Origin of the sequence: uncultured Nitratireductor sp. (assembly GCF_913053745.1) — a bacterium.
Taxonomy (GTDB): domain Bacteria; phylum Pseudomonadota; class Alphaproteobacteria; order Rhizobiales; family Rhizobiaceae; genus Nitratireductor.
Map to the genome: position 1 here is coordinate 1 of NZ_CAJXGF010000021.1, position 15,767 is coordinate 15,767.

Annotated in this window: 16 protein-coding genes; 6 read left to right on the forward strand and 10 right to left on the reverse strand. The window is 61.2% G+C overall.

What is annotated here, in order from left to right; genetic code table 11:
• Positions 1 to 711 (forward strand): DUF2332 domain-containing protein (locus QZ638_RS05465; RefSeq protein WP_295807858.1); only part of this gene is annotated, 711 nt, incomplete at its 5' end.
• Here the strand turns inward: QZ638_RS05465 and QZ638_RS05470 are convergent.
• The 7 genes from QZ638_RS05470 to QZ638_RS05500 form a co-directional block, all read right to left on the reverse strand.
• Positions 708 to 1,319, reverse strand: a complete 612-nt coding sequence (locus QZ638_RS05470) for a LysE family translocator (protein ID WP_295807860.1) — start codon at positions 1,317 to 1,319, stop codon at positions 708 to 710. The two genes, QZ638_RS05465 and QZ638_RS05470, sit on opposite strands and share 4 nt — an antisense overlap.
• Before the next feature lie 4 nt (positions 1,320 to 1,323).
• A complete protein-coding gene (locus QZ638_RS05475) occupies positions 1,324 to 1,935 on the reverse strand; it encodes a LysE family translocator (protein ID WP_295807861.1) in 612 nt (203 codons plus the stop codon).
• Between the two features lie 164 nt (positions 1,936 to 2,099).
• Positions 2,100 to 2,852, reverse strand: coding sequence for a trans-aconitate 2-methyltransferase (locus tag QZ638_RS05480; protein WP_295807862.1), 753 nt, complete (start codon positions 2,850 to 2,852; stop codon positions 2,100 to 2,102).
• A gap of 33 nt (positions 2,853 to 2,885) precedes the next feature.
• A complete protein-coding gene (typA, locus tag QZ638_RS05485) occupies positions 2,886 to 4,709 on the reverse strand; it encodes a translational GTPase TypA (protein ID WP_295807864.1) in 1,824 nt (607 codons plus the stop codon).
• A 124-nt stretch (positions 4,710 to 4,833) separates the two neighbouring features.
• Entirely contained in the window at positions 4,834 to 5,763 is a 930-nt protein-coding gene (locus QZ638_RS05490) for an MBL fold metallo-hydrolase (protein WP_295807866.1), read from the reverse strand.
• Between the two features lie 195 nt (positions 5,764 to 5,958).
• A complete protein-coding gene (locus QZ638_RS05495) occupies positions 5,959 to 7,530 on the reverse strand; it encodes an alkaline phosphatase (RefSeq protein WP_295807868.1) in 1,572 nt (523 codons plus the stop codon).
• Positions 7,531 to 7,661: 131 nt separating this feature from the next.
• The gene (locus tag QZ638_RS05500; RefSeq protein WP_295807870.1) at positions 7,662 to 9,716 is read right to left on the reverse strand and encodes a M3 family metallopeptidase; all 2,055 of its coding nucleotides are present in this window, start codon (positions 9,714 to 9,716) and stop codon (positions 7,662 to 7,664) included.
• 141 nt (positions 9,717 to 9,857) lie between these two features.
• Between QZ638_RS05500 and QZ638_RS05505 the strand changes: the two genes are divergently transcribed.
• Together QZ638_RS05505 and QZ638_RS05510 are read left to right on the forward strand one after the other, a co-directional pair.
• Positions 9,858 to 10,337, forward strand: a complete 480-nt coding sequence (locus QZ638_RS05505; RefSeq protein WP_295807872.1) for a MarR family winged helix-turn-helix transcriptional regulator — start codon at positions 9,858 to 9,860, stop codon at positions 10,335 to 10,337.
• A complete protein-coding gene (locus QZ638_RS05510; RefSeq protein ID WP_295807874.1) occupies positions 10,334 to 11,593 on the forward strand; it encodes a multidrug effflux MFS transporter in 1,260 nt (419 codons plus the stop codon). Before QZ638_RS05505 ends, QZ638_RS05510 begins: the two co-directional genes overlap by 4 nt.
• Before the next feature lie 7 nt (positions 11,594 to 11,600).
• Here QZ638_RS05510 and QZ638_RS05515 read toward each other — a convergent pair whose 3' ends face one another.
• From QZ638_RS05515 to QZ638_RS05525, 3 genes are all read right to left on the reverse strand, one after another.
• A complete protein-coding gene (locus QZ638_RS05515; protein ID WP_295807877.1) occupies positions 11,601 to 12,245 on the reverse strand; it encodes a carbonic anhydrase in 645 nt (214 codons plus the stop codon).
• A gap of 66 nt (positions 12,246 to 12,311) precedes the next feature.
• Positions 12,312 to 13,205, reverse strand: coding sequence for a pyridoxal kinase PdxY (pdxY, locus tag QZ638_RS05520; protein WP_295807879.1), 894 nt, complete (start codon positions 13,203 to 13,205; stop codon positions 12,312 to 12,314).
• Positions 13,205 to 13,456, reverse strand: a complete 252-nt coding sequence (locus QZ638_RS05525; protein ID WP_295807881.1) for a hypothetical protein — start codon at positions 13,454 to 13,456, stop codon at positions 13,205 to 13,207. The genes pdxY and QZ638_RS05525 overlap by 1 nt, the downstream gene beginning before the upstream one ends.
• A gap of 135 nt (positions 13,457 to 13,591) precedes the next feature.
• On the opposite strand from QZ638_RS05525, the gene QZ638_RS05530 reads away from it, so the two are divergent.
• The 3 genes from QZ638_RS05530 to QZ638_RS05540 are packed head-to-tail and all read left to right on the forward strand — an operon-like array spanning position 13,592 to position 15,726.
• Complete coding sequence (locus QZ638_RS05530) at positions 13,592 to 14,230, forward strand: LemA family protein (protein WP_295807883.1); 639 nt, start codon at positions 13,592 to 13,594, stop codon at positions 14,228 to 14,230.
• Positions 14,231 to 14,243: 13 nt separating this feature from the next.
• Entirely contained in the window at positions 14,244 to 15,080 is an 837-nt protein-coding gene (locus tag QZ638_RS05535; RefSeq protein WP_295807884.1) for a YgcG family protein, read from the forward strand.
• Between the two features lies 1 nt (position 15,081).
• Positions 15,082 to 15,726: a TPM domain-containing protein gene (locus tag QZ638_RS05540; protein ID WP_295807886.1), complete on the forward strand. Its 645-nt coding sequence runs from the start codon at positions 15,082 to 15,084 to the stop codon at positions 15,724 to 15,726.
• The last annotated feature ends 41 nt before the right edge of the window (positions 15,727 to 15,767 follow it).

A 15,767-nucleotide genomic window follows, 5' to 3' on the forward strand; every position in this document is an offset into this window, starting at 1 on the left:
AGCCCGCCGCAGACCAATGAGATCGGCCGCGCGGCCATGCTCCTGCCGGGATTCCTGACAATCGCCCGCGAGACCGGCCTACCGCTCGATCTCCGTGAGATCGGCTCGAGCGCGGGGCTGAACTTGCTGTTCGACCGGTTCCACTATCGCTACGGCGAAAGCGAATGGGGTGATGCTGCTTCACCGGTGAAACTTGTGCCTGAGCTGCGCGGTAATGCGCCGGATCTTTCCGGCGCGCTCGATATTGCCACGCGCTTCGGTAGCGATATTGCGCCTATCGACGTCTCGGATGCGGGGGAGCGCCTACGGCTTGCATCTTATATCTGGCCGGATCAGACGGCACGGCTCGCGCGGATGAAGGCGGCCGTCGAACTCGCCGGTGGAGAACCGTTGGTGCCAGAAAGAACCGATGCCTTCGGTTTTCTCGAAACCGCACTCGCCCAGCGTCGGCCTGACCGGGTTCTCGTCCTCTTCCATTCGATCATGTGGCAGTATTTGCCGGCTGCTACACGCCTGCGCATCGAGGCCGCACTGGCGTCGGCGGGCACGGCGCGCGGTGCCCCCATCGCCTGGTTGCGTATGGAACCGGCAGACACTGGCGAGCCCTTCGCGCTGGTCTCGCTCACCTTGTGGCCGGACGGAAACCGTCGCGATCTGGCGCGCTGCGATTTCCATGGCCGCTGGATCGAGTGGATCGGCGAGGAGGACTAACGCGTTGCGATGGCCGCTGCCGCACCCGCCATCATCGAGGCGCCGGTGCGGTTGGCGATGCGCATGGCGCGCTGGCTTTTCAAGAGTTTGCGCGCCTGTGTGGCGGCAAGCACCCAGGCGGCATCCACGGCGATCAGAACGAGCACCATGGTGAACGTCAGTTCCGCCCAACCGATCAGCGTGACCGATGCGACGTCGATGATGGTGGGCAGGAGTGCCAGGTAGAACATCATGATCTTCGGGTTGCCGAGCGTTACCGCCATGCCGGTGAAGAAGAGGCGCAGGCGTGAACCGGCATTGGGCAGGGTTTCGCAATCGGTATCCACCGGTGCGGTCCACATCTTCCAGGCGAGATAGAGCAGATAGGCGACGCCCGCATATTTGATCGCGACAAAGGCCATGTGAAAGCTCTCGGCAACAAAGGCCAGTCCGAAGATGGCGAAGGAAAGCCAGACCGCCTCGCCGATCCACATCGCTGCCAGAAAAGGCAGAACGTCGCGCCAGCCGCGTGCGATCACGCGTGCGACCAGTGCCGCGATGCTGGGGCCAGGGGAACCGGCCGCGACAAGCAACGCACCGGCGAAGATGACGAGAGCGGAAATGTCCATGGTTTCACCGTGTGGAAAGGGCCAGGCGCAGGCCGAGCGCGGCAAACGCCGCCGCGAAGGAACGGCGCAGCCACTTCATGATGGTGGGACTCGACAAAACCCTGCCTCGCACCAGTGAGGCCATCTGTCCGTAGATGACGAAGACGACGAAAGTCATGGCCATGAAGACGAAACCGAGCCAGGCCATGTCGAGCGCGGGCAGGGCGCTTTCGGCGGGTATGAACTGGGGCAGGAAGGCAAGGAAGAAGATCGACAGTTTCGGGTTCAGAATGTTGATCAGGAAACCGCGACGAACGATGTCCCGGTGGGGGATCGCGGCGCGGTCGGGCTCGGCATTCAACATGCCATTCTCTTTCAGCGCTCCCCATGCCATCCATAGGAGATACAGCACGCCGGCAAATTTCACGATCTGGAACAGCATTGCGCTGGCATGCAACAGGGCGGCGATACCGAGGATCGCGGCGGCGATATGGGGCAGGATGCCCAGCGTGCAGCCGAGAGCCGCCGAAACGGAAGCCAACCCACCGCGACCCAGTGCAATGGCCAGCGTGTAGAGCACGCCGGTGCCGGGGATGAGCACGACGATAAGCGCCGTGAGCAGGAACGCCGGGTCCATTTGGGAACTCCTCCAAAATCGAAAAGCGATTAGTGCGCCTTGTTTGAAGACTGTCAAGCCGGCTGCGTATAAGGCCGGGCGTCATCAGGAGAAAACCTTTGTTGGTGGCGGGCGATTGGCTCCAGTGCCGATGCCAGATTCACGCTATCGCGCCATTCAACAAGCTACAGTGACAGCCCGCGTCCAAGCGGAATGATCTCTTTCGACGTTGTATCGAAAGGCACGCCGGACCAATCCCCAAACCACCGTTCGACCTTGAGCCCGCTGTCATGCAACAGCGCTGCTATGACGTTCTTTGGTGTATAGCGAATGCGTGCCGTGGCCGTGTGAACCTCGCTGCTCTTCCGGATGCAGTAGCTGTTTCGATAGCTGAGTGTTTGCGTCGCGTCGTCGAAAACGGATTCGTTCCATGCCTCGATCTCACCGTGCCGGGGATGTGTGAAACGGCGTCGCGTTTCGTCTTTCGTTCGGGTCTTTCGACCGGGAAAATCCGGATTGCGGCTGTCGAAGACAAAGCGACCGCCCGGTTTCAGGTGTGCGGCGACGGTCTCGATTACCGCGCGCTGGTCAACCTCCGTAAGGAAAACCTGAAACGTATGACCGGTGAGGAGCACCATGTCGAAACGGTTATCAAGCCGGATCGTGCGCGCATCGCCCTCGATCCAATCCACCATTCCGCCATTCGGGCGGGTGCGCGCAATATCGAGCATGGCAGCTGCGGGATCGACCCCGACGACGCGGCGGTTTTCGGCCAGCAGCGCCGCCAGTTCGCCGGTTCCGCATCCGAGATCGAGAACCGAGCGGCAGTCGCCGGCGAGTTTTCTGCAGAAAGCAAGGTCTGGCCGCGCAGCGCCGCGAAAATCGTAGAACTGTGCGACAGCTGGGTCGGTATAGAGCGCTTCGGCCAAGTCATTCATGCGCGAGCAACCTGGCCGGAAAGCATTCATACCTCAAGCGGCGCCGGCGCGGCTTTTTTCGAAGCGCTTGCGCTCGTGCGGGTCGAGATAGAGCTTGCGCAGGCGTATCGACTTCGGCGTCACCTCCACCAGCTCGTCGTCCTGGATCCAGGAGAGCGCGCGCTCCAGCGTCATCCGGATCGGCGGTGTCAGCTTTACGGCTTCGTCCTTGCCGGCGGCGCGGACATTGGTCAGCTTCTTGCCCTTCAGCACGTTCACTTCCAGATCGTTGTCGCGGGAGTGAATGCCGATGATCATGCCGTGATAGACTTTAACGCCGGCGTCGATCACCATCGGGCCGCGATCTTCCAGGTTGAACAACGCGTAGGCTGCAGCCTCGCCATCGTCGTTGGAGATCAAAACGCCGTTCACGCGACCGCCGATCTCGCCCTTGTAGGGCTGATAATCATGGAACAGCCGGTTCATAATGGCCGTGCCGCGCGTGTCGGTCAGTAGTTCCGACTGGTAGCCGATCAGACCACGCGTGGGCGCGTGAAAGACAAGACGCTGGCGGTCGCCGCCCGACGGCTTCAGTTCCACCATCTCGGCCTTGCGTTCCGACATCTTCTGGACGACGACGCCGGAATGCTCCTCGTCCACATCGATCACGACTTCTTCGATCGGTTCCAGAAGCTGGCCGCTTTCATCCTTCTGCATCACAACGCGGGGGCGCGAAACGGCAAGCTCGAAGCCCTCGCGGCGCATGGTCTCGATGAGAACTGCAAGCTGCAGTTCACCGCGGCCGGAGACGTAGAAAGAATCCTTGTCGTCGGCTTCCTCGATCTTCAACGCCACATTGCCTTCGGCCTCCTTCAGGAGGCGGTCGCGGATCACGCGGCTTGTCACCTTGTCGCCTTCTGTGCCGGCCAGCGGCGAATCGTTGACAATAAAGCTCATGGTCACGGTCGGCGGGTCGATGGGCTGGGCCTCCATCGGCTCGTTGACGGATGGATCGCAGAATGTGTCGGCGACCGTGCCCTTCGAGAGGCCGGCGATGGCGACAATGTCGCCCGCCTGGGCTTCCTCGATGGGTTGGCGCTCAAGGCCGCGGAAGGCGAGGATCTTTGAAATACGGCCGTTTTCCAGCAGCGTGCCGTCGTGATGAAGCACCTTGACCGACTGGTTCGGCTTGATGGAGCCGGCGGCGATGCGCCCGGTAATAATGCGTCCGAGGAAGGGATTGGCCTCCAGAATGGTGCCGATCATGCGGAAGGGGCCGGGCTCGGTTGTCGGCTCGGGCACATGTTTGAGCATCAGATCGAACAGCGGGGCAAGACCCTGGTCCTTGGGGCCTTCCGGTTCGTAATTCATCCAGCCGTCACGACCGGAGCCATAAAGAATGGGAAAGTCGAGCTGCTCGTCTGTCGCGTCGAGTGCGGCAAATAGGTCGAACACCTCGTTGATGACCTCGTCGGCGCGGGCGTCGGGCCGGTCGATCTTGTTGATGGCAACGATGGGCTTAAGGCCGACCTTGAGTGCCTTGCCGACCACGAATTTGGTCTGCGGCATCGGGCCTTCGGCCGCGTCCACCAGAAGCACGGCACCGTCCACCATGGAGAGGATGCGCTCCACCTCGCCGCCGAAATCGGCGTGGCCGGGCGTGTCGACGATGTTGATGCGGGTGTCGTTCCATTCCACCGAGGTGGCTTTGGCGAGAATGGTGATGCCGCGTTCTTTTTCCAGGTCGTTGGAATCCATGGCCCGCTCGGCGACACGCTGGTTGTCGCGGAAGGCGCCGGATTGCTTCATAAGCTCGTCGACGAGTGTCGTTTTCCCATGGTCAACGTGGGCGATGATCGCGATGTTGCGCAGTTTCATGTGTGCTCTTTTGGGGTCGGTAGGCGCGCGAAAGGCGTGGCGCGGCCAGTTGCGTTGCCGCGCTCATACAGGTTTTTTCGCATTTGCGAAAGGGTACAGTGACCAGCCCGGTGCGCGCGCCCGATCAACTCCAGGCCGCGCCCTCGAGTGCATCGAGCGGGAACCTCAGATAGCGCTTGCCATTCGCCTCCGGCGCCGGAAGCCGTCCCGCGTTCATGTTCACCTGGAGTGCGTGGAGGATGAGCTTCGGCATGGGCAACGTCTTGTCGCGCGCCTCGCGGACAGCGACAAACTCGGCCTCCGTTTCGCACTTCGAGATGTGGCTGTTGGCGGCTCTTTGTTCGGCAACTGTGCTTTCGAAGCGTGGCTCGCGGCCGCCCGGCTGGTAGTCGTGGCCGACGAAGATACGAGTCTCGCCCGGCAGGCTGAGGATGTCCTGGATCGATTTCCAGAGCCGCTTCGCGCTGCCGCCGGGAAAGTCGCATCGCGCCGTGCCCGAATCCGGCATAAACAGGGTGTCGTGGACGAAGGCAGCGTCACCGATCACATATGTGATCGATGCGAGCGTGTGGCCGGGCGAAAAGATGACCTTCGCAGGCATGGTGCCGATTGTGAAGGTTTCACCGTCGGTAAACAGCCGGTCCCATTGCGAGCCGTCCGCCCTGAAGTCCGGCCAGTTGTAGATGGACTTCCAGAGCTTCTGAACCTCGACCACTTTTTCGCCGATGGCGATGGGCACACCGGTCTTGTCCTTCAGATAGCCTGCCGCGGAGAAATGGTCTGCATGGGGATGGGTGTCGAGGATCCATTCGAGCGTCAGCTCTTTTTCGCGGACGAAAGCGAGGAGCTTGTCGGCGTTTTCCGTCGATGTGGCGCCGGATTTTTCGTCGAAGTCGAGCACGGGATCGATGATTGCGCATTTGCCGGTCGCCGGATCGGCCACCACATACTGTGCCGAAAAGGTTCGCTGGTCGAAAAACACCGTTACATCGGGGCGAACAGGAGCGACGTTTGCCGATGTTTCGGTTTCCAGGGACGCGCGTGTCTGGTCCATCATGCTCTCCAAGGTATCAGCGTTACAGCGTAATTAATGCGTGCCCGGGAAAGATGCAATTTCTCTCAGTGCGACCAATTGGGGATGATTTTCCAACAATTTGGACAGTACGGCAATCCTATGGCGTAGATTTCGCAAATCGCGCAACAAACAACCGGGGCGTGAAGGCCCCGGTTGAAGATCGTGGGATGCGTCTCAGGCGGAGCGCACAGGATCGAGTGTCATCCTGTAGAGCTCGTTGTCGTCGCGATCCATGAGCCGCACGGTCATTTGCTCCGTGGCGGCCTCGATATCGACGAGACCGAAGAACTGGAAACCGGCGGACGGCGGCAGGTTGGCGCCCTGCTCTTCGCTGGGGGCTTTTACGTATTTCAGCTCCGGGCCGAAGGTCTGATCCAAATCGTTGGGGCCAAACGTGCCGGCGTGCAGTGGGCCGGAGACGAATTCCCAGAACGGATTGAAGTCCTGGAAGTCGGCCTTGTCGGGATTGTAGTAGTGGGCCGCCGTGTAATGGACGTCGGCGGTCAGCCACACGGTGTTGTCGATGCCGGCGTTCTTGATGAATCGCAGCAAATCGGCGATCTCCAGCTCGCGGCCTTTTGCAGGGCCGTTGTCTCCGTTGGCGATGGCTTCGATGTTGTCGCCGTCGCGCACCACAAGGCCGATCGGCATGTCGCAAGCGATGACTTTCCAGGTTGCGCGCGAGTTCGATAGCTCACGCTTCAGCCACTGCATCTGTGCGTCGCCCAGGATGCGCGCTTCGTCAGTCGGTTCTTCCTGCATCGAGTTTGTGTTGGGCCCGCGATAGGAGCGCAGATCGAGGAAGAACACATCCAGCATCGGCCCGTAGGCGATCTTGCGGTAGACGCGGCCGGGTTCGGCCGGAGTATAGCGGATCGGGGTCATCTCGTGGAAAGCGCGGGCGGCGCGCGCCTGTAGCAGCGCCACGGATTTTTCGGTGTAGCGTTCATCTTCTGAGAGGTCTTTGGAGGCCGACCAGTTGTTGACCACCTCATGGTCGTCCCACTGGAAGAAGGTCGGACAGGCGGCGTTGAGCGCCAGAACGTGCTCATCCATCATGTTGTATTTCCACTGACCGCGGAATTCGTTCAGCGTTTCGGCAACCTTGCTTTTCTCCTCGGTCGTCACCTTGTTGATCCATTTGGTGCCGTCCTTGAGTTCGACCTCTTCCTGGACGGGGCCGTCGGCATAGATGGTGTCGCCCGAGTGGAGGAAGAAATCGGGCCGATGGTTGGCCATCGTGCCGTAGGTCTTCATACCGACCTCATCGATGCCCCAGCCCTGTCCGGCGGTGTCGCCCGACCACGTGAAGCGGATGTCGCGGCGCGCAGCGGGCGCCGTACGGAACTGGCCGACAACCGGTTCGGAACTCGCGGAAACGTCGTTCAGATCCACAGCCGTCATGCGGTAGAAGATATCCTGGTCCGATGCGAGATTCTCGAGCAGCCGTTTGACGGCAAAGTCGCTTTCCGGAAGCGCGTCCATGGTTGGCAGACGGGTGGCGTTGGCAAAGCTTTCGGTTGTCGACACCTCGAACTGGATACGGGCCGGCCGGTCGGTGCGGGTCCAGATCATGCCGCTGGTCGTGTCGACGTCGCCGGACTGGACGCCGTGGGTGAACACCGGGCGCGCGGCGGCGCGCGAAACGGCGGGCGTGGCGAGCCCGCCGAGCGTGGTGGCAAGCGCCGTCGCGCCGCTTCCGATCAGGAATTCGCGGCGGGTACTCACTGTTGCAAAGGTCTTCATGACAGTCTCCCTCGAACTGGTTGATTCTCGGGAGGCAATCTGGCGGCCGATTGTTGCAGCCGCTTATCGACTGCATGACAGATGTTTGAACTCTGGATGACGCAGGCCGGACAAGCTGCGGCGAATCAGAATCAGGCCAGTCCCTTCTTCTCCATCATCGCCTCCGGGGTCGGCATTCGGCCGCGAAATGCCTTGTAAAGATCTTCGGGATCGGCCGAGCCGCCGGCGGCGTAAATGTGTGTGCGCAGTTTCTTCGCCGTTTCCGGGTCGAACGGATCGCCTGCTTCCTCGAAGGCGCGGAAGGCGTCGGCGTCGAGCACCTCCGACCACATGTAGGAGTAATAGCCGGCTGAATACCCGTCTCCCGCGAACACGTGCAGGAAGTGCGGCGTGCGGTGGCGCATGGCGATGGCATCCGGCATTTCGAGTTTCTCAAGGGTTTCGGCCTCGAAGCGCAAAGGCGCCTCAGGCGCGTCCGCCTGGCTATGGAATGCCATGTCGACCAAAGCCGATGCCGTGAACTCCACCGTCGCGAAGCCGGCGTCGAATGTGCGTGCGGCACGCATTTTATCGACAAGCGCCTGTGGCATGGGCTTGCCGGTTTCGTGGTGCAGGGCGAACTTCTGCAACACTTCGGGCACGGTGAACCAGTGTTCGTAGAGCTGCGAGGGCAGTTCCACGAAATCGCGCGACACCGAGGTGCCGGAGATCGACGGCCAGGTCACCTCGCTCAGGAGCCCGTGCAGTGCGTGGCCGAATTCGTGAAACAGCGTGCGTGCTTCGTCGACGGAAAGCAGGGCTGGGCTTCCCTTGGGCGGCTTGGCGAAGTTCATCACATTGTAGATGATCGGTATTTTGCCGTTACCCAGGCGGTAGCCCGACTGCAGACCGCTCATCCACGCGCCGGAACGCTTCGACGGACGGTTGAAATAGTCGGCCAGGAAGAGGCCGCGCGTCGAGCCGTCGGCGTTGCGCACGGCGAAGGTGCGCACATCCTCATGCCACGCCGGCACGCCTTTGCGCTCCTCGAAGGTGAGGCCGAACAGCCGGCCCGCGACATCGAATGCGGCGGCGATGATGTTCTCGAGCGCCAGATAGGGTTTCAGGGCGCTCTCGTCGAAGGCGAAGCGCTCGGCGCGGCGTTTCTCTGCATAGTAGCGCCAATCCCACGGTTCAATGGTGTGATTGTGTCCTTCTTGGGCGGCGAGGCGGGCCAGCCCCTTCTCGTCTTCGGCCGCCTTTTCCCGGGCTTTGCGCCAGACCGGCTGCAACAGCTCCTGCACCGCATCGGGCGTCTTGGCCATGGTGTCGTCCAGTTTCAGCGCCGCATAGGTCTCATAGCCCAGAAGGCGCGCCTTTTCGGCGCGCAATTTCAGCGTCTTCGCGACAACAACCGTATTGTCCGTTTCGCCGCCATTCTCACCGCGCATTGTAAAGGCATTGAACACCTTTTCGCGCAGGTCTCGGCGTTCCGAGGAGGCCAGGAACGGCTCGGCGATCGAGCGTGAAAGCGTCGCCGCGAAACGCCCCTTCTGGCCGCGCGTTTCAGCGGCTTCGGCCATGGCGCTTTTCAGTGCGTCCGAGAGACCCTGAAGATCCCCTTCTTCGAGAAACAGCGCCCAGCCGCTTTCATCGGCGAGCACGTTCTGACCGAATGTCGCACCGAGCCCGGCGAGTTCTTCGTTTATCTTTGCAAGTCGCGCTTTCTCGGTCGCGCCAAGCTGCGCGCCACCGCGAACGAAGCGCTTCCAGGTCTTTTCCAGCACGCGGTCCGTCTCCGCATCGAGGGCGAGCGCTTTACGTTGCCGGTAAAGCTGGTCGACACGGGCGAACAACACATCGTTCATGAAGATGGCGGACACATGCCGGGCCATGCGAGGCGATATCGTTCGTTCCAGTGTCTGAATCGTTTCACTGGTGTGAGCACCGGCGCGGCACCAGAAAATCGCCGATACTTTCGAGAGTGCATCACCGGCAAGCTCCAGTGCGGCAAGCGTGTTTTCGATGCTCGGCGGTTCTGCATTGCCGGCAATTTCAGCGATCTCCGCTTCATGCGCGGCCAACGCCGCATCGAACACGGGAGCGAAAGCGGTTTCGTCGAAGGCCATGAAATCCGGTAAGCCATGCGGCCCGTTCCAGTTCGTGAGCGGATGCGTTGCAAGGTCGATGGGCGCGGATTTTTGCATGGTGGGTCCGGGTTGTTTTTGAGCGGTTGTAGCGATGTAGGCGCTGGGGCTCTTGTACGCAATGGCGGTGTTGACGACGATAAAGCATGACTATATGTATGGCTTATATTAAGTCTTCCTTATTATAAGGATCCATACGATATGGCGCATCCTGTCAATCCGGAATCTTTCGGCTTTCTGGTAACCGACATCTATCGCCTGATCCGAGGCACAATGGACCGTGCCATTGCCGATGCGGGCATCGGCGTAACGCCCGGCGAAGCGCGCACACTCGTGCATGCGGCACGTGCGGGTGCCGTCCGGCAGAATGTTCTGGCCGAGCGCATGGGCGTCGAAGCCATGACCCTCAGCGGTTATCTCGACCGGTTGGAAGCGCGAGCGCTGGTTCGCCGTGCGAACGACCCGAAGGACCGGCGGGCCAAGCTGGTCGAACTCACTGATGCGGCCGATGGCGTTCTTCTGGCGATCGATCGGGTCGGAGCCGAGGTGCGCAAGAAAGCGGCGGGCTCCCTCAGCCAAACGGAATGGGACGCCATGCTGGATCAGCTCAAGATCGTGCGGGCCAATCTCGCGTCCTTGTCGCAGAAACCGGGCAATGCCCGCGTGGAGGAGCGCATATGAACGTGCGTGCCGATGCCCCGGGTCAAGATGTCTCGCCGCTCATGAGCGAGCGGCGTGTCAGCATTATCGGTGCGATGCTGGTTGCGCTGGGGCCCGTATCCATGGCCCTTTTCACGCCCGCCTTGCCTCAAATCGTCCAGGCGTTTGGCACCACGGAAGCGGCGGTCAAGATGACCATATCGCTTTATTTCGCCGGCTTTGCATTTGCGCAGCTTTTTTGCGGTCCACTATCCGACGGACTGGGCCGCAAGCCCGTCACTTTTGCATTCATAGGCATTTATGTCGTGGCGAGCCTCATCGCATTGATGTCGCCCAACATCGAAATACTTATCGCGGCGCGGTTCCTTCAAGGTTTCGGCGCGGCCGTGGGTGTCGCCGTATCGCGTGCTGTCGTGCGCGATCTTTTCACCCATGAAAGCTCCGCCCGCATCATGAACCTGATCGGCATTATCCTGGCGATCGGCCCCGCATTCGCCCCGACCCTGGGCGGGCTGACAATGCAGCTGGCCGGCTGGCATGCGATTTTCGTTCTTATGCTGGTTGCCGGGACGATCATTGCCCTGGTCGTGCATTTTTGCATGCGCGAGACGGTCGAGCGCGACGTTTCGCGCATCAGCCCCAGGGCCCTCGTTCATTCCTACGGGCTCCTTCTCGGCAATGCCTACTTCATGCTGTCGAGCCTCGTTATCGCCGGCGCTGTGGGCGCCCTCTATACGCAGGCGACCGTTCTGCCCTTCATTCTGATGAGCCGCGTCGGGCTCACGCCAGCAGAGTTCGGTTTCGGCATGCTGGCGCAATCGGGTATGTATTTCATCGGTGCCGTTGCGGCGCGGATTCTGATGAGATCGCTCGGAGCCTACAAACTTGTGCCCATCGGCCTGGTCGCAATCGGAACCGGAAGCGCGCTTCTGATTTTCTCGCTTAGCCTCTTCGAACCGAGTTTCATTGGCGTGATGGGGCCGGTAGGGATTTACGCTTTCGGCATCGCTTTCGTCATGCCCGCCATGATGACGGCGGGTCTGGCACCGTTCCCGCGCATTGCGGGTTCGGCGTCCTCGCTCACCGGTTTTCTACAGATGGGCACCGGGCTTGCGGGCGGCAGCATCGCCGCACTTATCGGCGATCCGGTTCTGGCAATGTTGCTCATCATCCCGACGCTGGGAACCGCCGCGATCGTTTCATGGCTGATCTGGAACAGATTGCCGGAGCCGACATTGGCCACAGCCTTGCGTCCGAGCCCTCCCGGACCCGTCTAGAGGTCCGCTAATCGAGTTCGGGCCGCTCGAAATCGCCGGTCTCTGGGTTCATCGCCCACAACTCGCCGTTCGAAATGTCGAACCATGCACCGTGCAGGGACAGTTTGCCCTTGTCCTCCAGGATTTTCACGCAGGGGAAGCTGCGCAGATTCTGGATCTGATACCGAATGGAGATGCGCTCGAGTGCCGTTTGGCGTTCGGCTTGCGTCATCAGCGCATTTTCGGAAAGCGCCTCGGCTGCCGGGGCAACGAGACCCATCCACTTGCCAATGAAGTCACCTGGCGAGAGCGGTTCGGACGAGGGGTTGAGTGCTGCGCCGATGCCGCCGCAGCGGCCATGGCCCATCACCACGATATGCTTCACCTTGAGGCTTTGCACCGCGAATTCGAGCGCCGCCGATGTGCCGTGATGCTGGTCGTCCGGTGCATAGGGCGGAACGAGATTGGCCACGTTGCGCACCACGAAGAGTTCGCCGGGCCCGCAATCGAAGATCGTTTCCGGAGCGGCGCGGGAATCGCAGCATGCAATGACCATGGTTTGCGGGGATTGGCCTTCCTTGGCCAATGAACGATAGCGGTCGCTTTCAGCGCTGTAACGGCCCGCCATGAAGTTGCGGTAGCCGGAGATAAGGCGTTCTGGCAGATAGGTCATGGGCTCTCGAATAACGGCAAAACGCGTGGTGGGCAATCCGGATTATGCTTCCAGTGTCCCGTTCGCTCAGGGCGAGACGGCAAGGGGGTCCGAGACACGTTCTATTTCGATTGTTGCCTGTGGCCTCGTCAGAATCTGTCGGTCGGTTTCGAGCATCAACTCGTCGGAGCCGCGTTCGATGGCCTTGTTAAGAATTGCGACCACCGATCCTGTGGTTTTGGCAAGCGCTTCTTCTCTGGTTTCGCCGGCGAGCAGGCGCGCGAGATAGAGCGCCGCCGTCAGGTCGCCGGTTCCGTTGGGCGCTTTGGGTATGCTGTCATGCGCTGCGCGCAGGACACCCGTTTCGCCCACAAGCAGGTTCGCAAGTCGGTCGTCGCTGCTCGCGGGAGCGGAAGTTACCATCACCTCGACGGGTGGCGCTCGACGCGCCGCGCGGATGGCTGTTTCCGTACCGTCGATGTCCGTACCGGTGAGCCATGCAAGCTCGTAGCGATTGGGCGTCGTGATATCGGCCAACGGCAACAGCCGGTCGCGGATGGCGGCTGCTGTCGCCTCCGGCACGTAAAGGCCGCCTTTGTCGCCCAGAACCGGATCGCAGACATAGCGCGCCCGCGGGTTGCGCGCCTTCAGGGTTTGAACGAGTCCGGCGATTGCCGCAGTCTGTTCCGGTCCGCCGAGATAACCTGTCAGGATGGCCGAGACCTCGTTCAGCCACGGCGCGCGCTCAAGGTCGTTTATGAAGCGTGCGAACTGAGTCGCATCCGGAACGATGCGTGTGGCGGGGCCGTGTCCCGGATGCCACGGCAGGATCACGGTCGGCACTGCCCAGACCGGAAAGCCGAGCGCTTCCAGCGTAAAAACGGCCGCGCGATTGCCCACGCTGCCGCGCGCAACATGGCTTGAAATGACGATCACGGCGCGCCCCTGGCCGCGGTTCTGTGTGTCGGTGGTGTTGTCCATTATCCGCCAATGATGCCGAAAACGTATAGGAGGAGCCAAAGGATGAGTGCAGTCAGGGCCGTCACCGCGATGGCCCGGCCGATGCGTGTTCCCCACAATTCGATGGGGTCGCTCTGTTCCGCGTCGCTGGCTGCGATGTGATCGCGGGCGCGCGTCATCATGGAACTGCCTTCGCTCTCGCGGCTGACCCGGTCGAGGATGCGACGCGATTCCGTTTCCGCCCGTTCATCCCGTTTCTGTGCTGATCCCATGCGAAAACCCGTTGCAGTGCGGTCCCAGTACGTGCATGTCGACCGTACATCATGGAGCCGCTGATCGGAATTGGTTTCCTATCAGTGGTCCATGTTCTAATGTCGCCAGAGCCAATCTTCCGGAGGTGCTCCTTCATGTCGACTGACAAGTCGCTCGCCGTCGTTTCCTCGCGCGGTCTTTTTTCCGTTCTGGCCCTTTGCCTAATGCTGCCGCTTTTGTCGGCCTGCGGGTTCAACACCATCCCGACGCGTGAAGAGCAGGCCAAGGCGGCCTGGAGCGAGGTGCTGAATCAGTATCAACGCCGCGCCGATCTCATTCCCAATCTGGTCGAAACGGTGAAGGGTTACGCCGCGCAGGAACGCGACGTTCTTGAAGGCGTCGTCGAGGCGCGCGCGCGAGCCACTCAGGTGCAGATCTCGCCGGATATGCTCAGCGATCCTGAAGCTTTCCAGGCCTTTCAGGAAAGCCAGGCGGGCCTCTCCGGCGCGCTGTCGCGTCTTTTGGCTGTTGTCGAAAACTATCCGGATCTGAAATCCAGTCAGAATTTCCTGGCCCTGCAGGCGCAACTCGAGGGCACGGAAAACCGCATCGCGGTCGCCCGGCGCGACTATATTGAGGCGGTGCGCCTTTATAACACTTCATTGAAGACGCTGCCCTCCATGCTGTGGGCGATGTTCTGGTTTACCGGCAACGAACCCTACGAGACCTTCACCATTCCGGACGACAAGATGGATGTGCCGTCGGTAGACTTTGGCGCCGGAAACGGCGGCTGACGGAGGCTGGTGCATGGGGGAGGCCGTTCTGCGTGTGTTGATCGCGCCTGCGCGCCGGGGCATTCCCAAGGCGCTCATGACCGGTCTGGCCGTGATGCTCGTAGCGTCCGCGCTTGCCGCTGCGCTTCCTCAGCTCACCGGCCGGGTGGTCGACAATGCCGACATCCTCGATGCGGCAACCGAAGCCTCGCTGACCGAGCGGCTTGAGGCTTTCGAGCAAAGATCTTCCGATCAGATTGTCGTCGCCACAATCCGCAGCCTCGACGGAGAGGCGTTGGAGCCGTTCGCCAACCGACTGTTTCGCGCCTGGGGCCTGGGACAGGCGGGCGAGGACAACGGCGTCCTGCTTCTCGTTGCGCTCGACGACCGGAAAATGCGCATCGAAGTGGGCTACGGGCTCGAGGGCACGCTGACGGATCTGCACTCCAAGCTTATCATCGAGAACACCATGGTTCCGGCTTTCCGCGCCGGTGATTTCTCCACCGGCATCAGCGATGCCGTCGACGATATCGTCATGGTTCTGGAAGGCAACGCTGCCGAGCTGGAGGCCCGTGCCAGGCGCAACCGGCAGGAGGACAACGGTCTTCCGTGGCCCGTCATCCTGTTCTTCATCGTGTGGAGCACATTCTTTTTCGGCGGTTTCGCCATGGCGTTCCTGCCACCGATCTTTGGCCGGAAAATCGGACCGAAGCGCTATAAATGGTTGGGAATGACGGTGGATTACAACAAGTCGAGCATTGGATCGCCCGGCGGGCGTTCATCCGGCGGCTGGTCGTCCAGCAGCGGTGGCGGTGGCTTTTCCGGCGGTGGCGGTTCGTCCGGCGGCGGCGGCGCTTCGGGGAGCTGGTAGAATGATGCGACGGATCAACAGACTTTCGAGCGCGGAACATGCGCGCATCGCCCGGGCCATCGGAGATGCCGAACGCAACACGTCGGGCGAAATCTACTGCGTGTTGGCGCGGTCCAGCGATCCCTATCTTTATCCCGCCTGCCTTATCGTCGCTCTCGCGATTCTCATTCTCGGACCGTTTTTGGCGCTCGCTTTGCGGCATTGGTGGATTCCGGTCGATCCGGTGATCTTCGCGGTCGCACAACTCGCCGCCTTCGCTGCCGCTGCCGCGCTTGTGGTTGCGTTCAATGGGTTGCGGGTGGCGTTGATTCCAAAGGCGCTGAAATACCGTCGCGCGCATGACAATGCTCAGAACCAGTTCTTCGCCCACAACATACATGTGACCGACCGGCGGACCGGCGTTCTTGTTTTTGTTTCCCTGGCGGAACGCTATGTGGAAATCGTTGCGGATCACGAAATCGACGTCTGTGTGGATCAAAGTGTCTGGAACGAGGGTGTTGCGCTGATGTTGGACCACGCGCGTCGCGGCACGCTCGCCGACGGGTTCGTCGAGACCGTGACCTACGCTGGCGAGGTGCTTTCCCGGCATTTTCCCGCCGGGCGACTTAATCCCAACGAAATCGAAGACCGTTTGACGGAAATCTGAGCGCTTTTGGGCCATTTGCGTGCGGCCGCAAAGATGAGCGC

Bases quoted from the DNA above. Each gene is read 5' to 3' on its own strand.
- QZ638_RS05470 (WP_295807860.1), bottom strand. From the start codon at position 1,319: ATGGACATTTCCGCTCTCGTCATCTTCGCCGGTGCGTTGCTTGTCGCG.
- QZ638_RS05475 (WP_295807861.1), bottom strand. From the start codon at position 1,935: ATGGACCCGGCGTTCCTGCTCACGGCGCTTATCGTCGTGCTCATCCCC.
- QZ638_RS05480 (WP_295807862.1), bottom strand. From the start codon at position 2,852: ATGAATGACTTGGCCGAAGCGCTCTATACCGACCCAGCTGTCGCACAG.
- typA (WP_295807864.1), bottom strand. From the start codon at position 4,709: ATGAAACTGCGCAACATCGCGATCATCGCCCACGTTGACCATGGGAAA.
- QZ638_RS05490 (WP_295807866.1), bottom strand. From the start codon at position 5,763: ATGGACCAGACACGCGCGTCCCTGGAAACCGAAACATCGGCAAACGTC.
- QZ638_RS05495 (WP_295807868.1), bottom strand. From the start codon at position 7,530: ATGAAGACCTTTGCAACAGTGAGTACCCGCCGCGAATTCCTGATCGGA.
- QZ638_RS05500 (WP_295807870.1), bottom strand. From the start codon at position 9,716: ATGCAAAAATCCGCGCCCATCGACCTTGCAACGCATCCGCTCACGAAC.
- QZ638_RS05505 (WP_295807872.1), top strand. From the start codon at position 9,858: ATGGCGCATCCTGTCAATCCGGAATCTTTCGGCTTTCTGGTAACCGAC.
- QZ638_RS05510 (WP_295807874.1), top strand. From the start codon at position 10,334: ATGAACGTGCGTGCCGATGCCCCGGGTCAAGATGTCTCGCCGCTCATG.
- QZ638_RS05515 (WP_295807877.1), bottom strand. From the start codon at position 12,245: ATGACCTATCTGCCAGAACGCCTTATCTCCGGCTACCGCAACTTCATG.
- pdxY (WP_295807879.1), bottom strand. From the start codon at position 13,205: ATGGACAACACCACCGACACACAGAACCGCGGCCAGGGGCGCGCCGTG.
- QZ638_RS05525 (WP_295807881.1), bottom strand. From the start codon at position 13,456: ATGGGATCAGCACAGAAACGGGATGAACGGGCGGAAACGGAATCGCGT.
- QZ638_RS05530 (WP_295807883.1), top strand. From the start codon at position 13,592: ATGTCGACTGACAAGTCGCTCGCCGTCGTTTCCTCGCGCGGTCTTTTT.
- QZ638_RS05535 (WP_295807884.1), top strand. From the start codon at position 14,244: ATGGGGGAGGCCGTTCTGCGTGTGTTGATCGCGCCTGCGCGCCGGGGC.
- QZ638_RS05540 (WP_295807886.1), top strand. From the start codon at position 15,082: ATGATGCGACGGATCAACAGACTTTCGAGCGCGGAACATGCGCGCATC.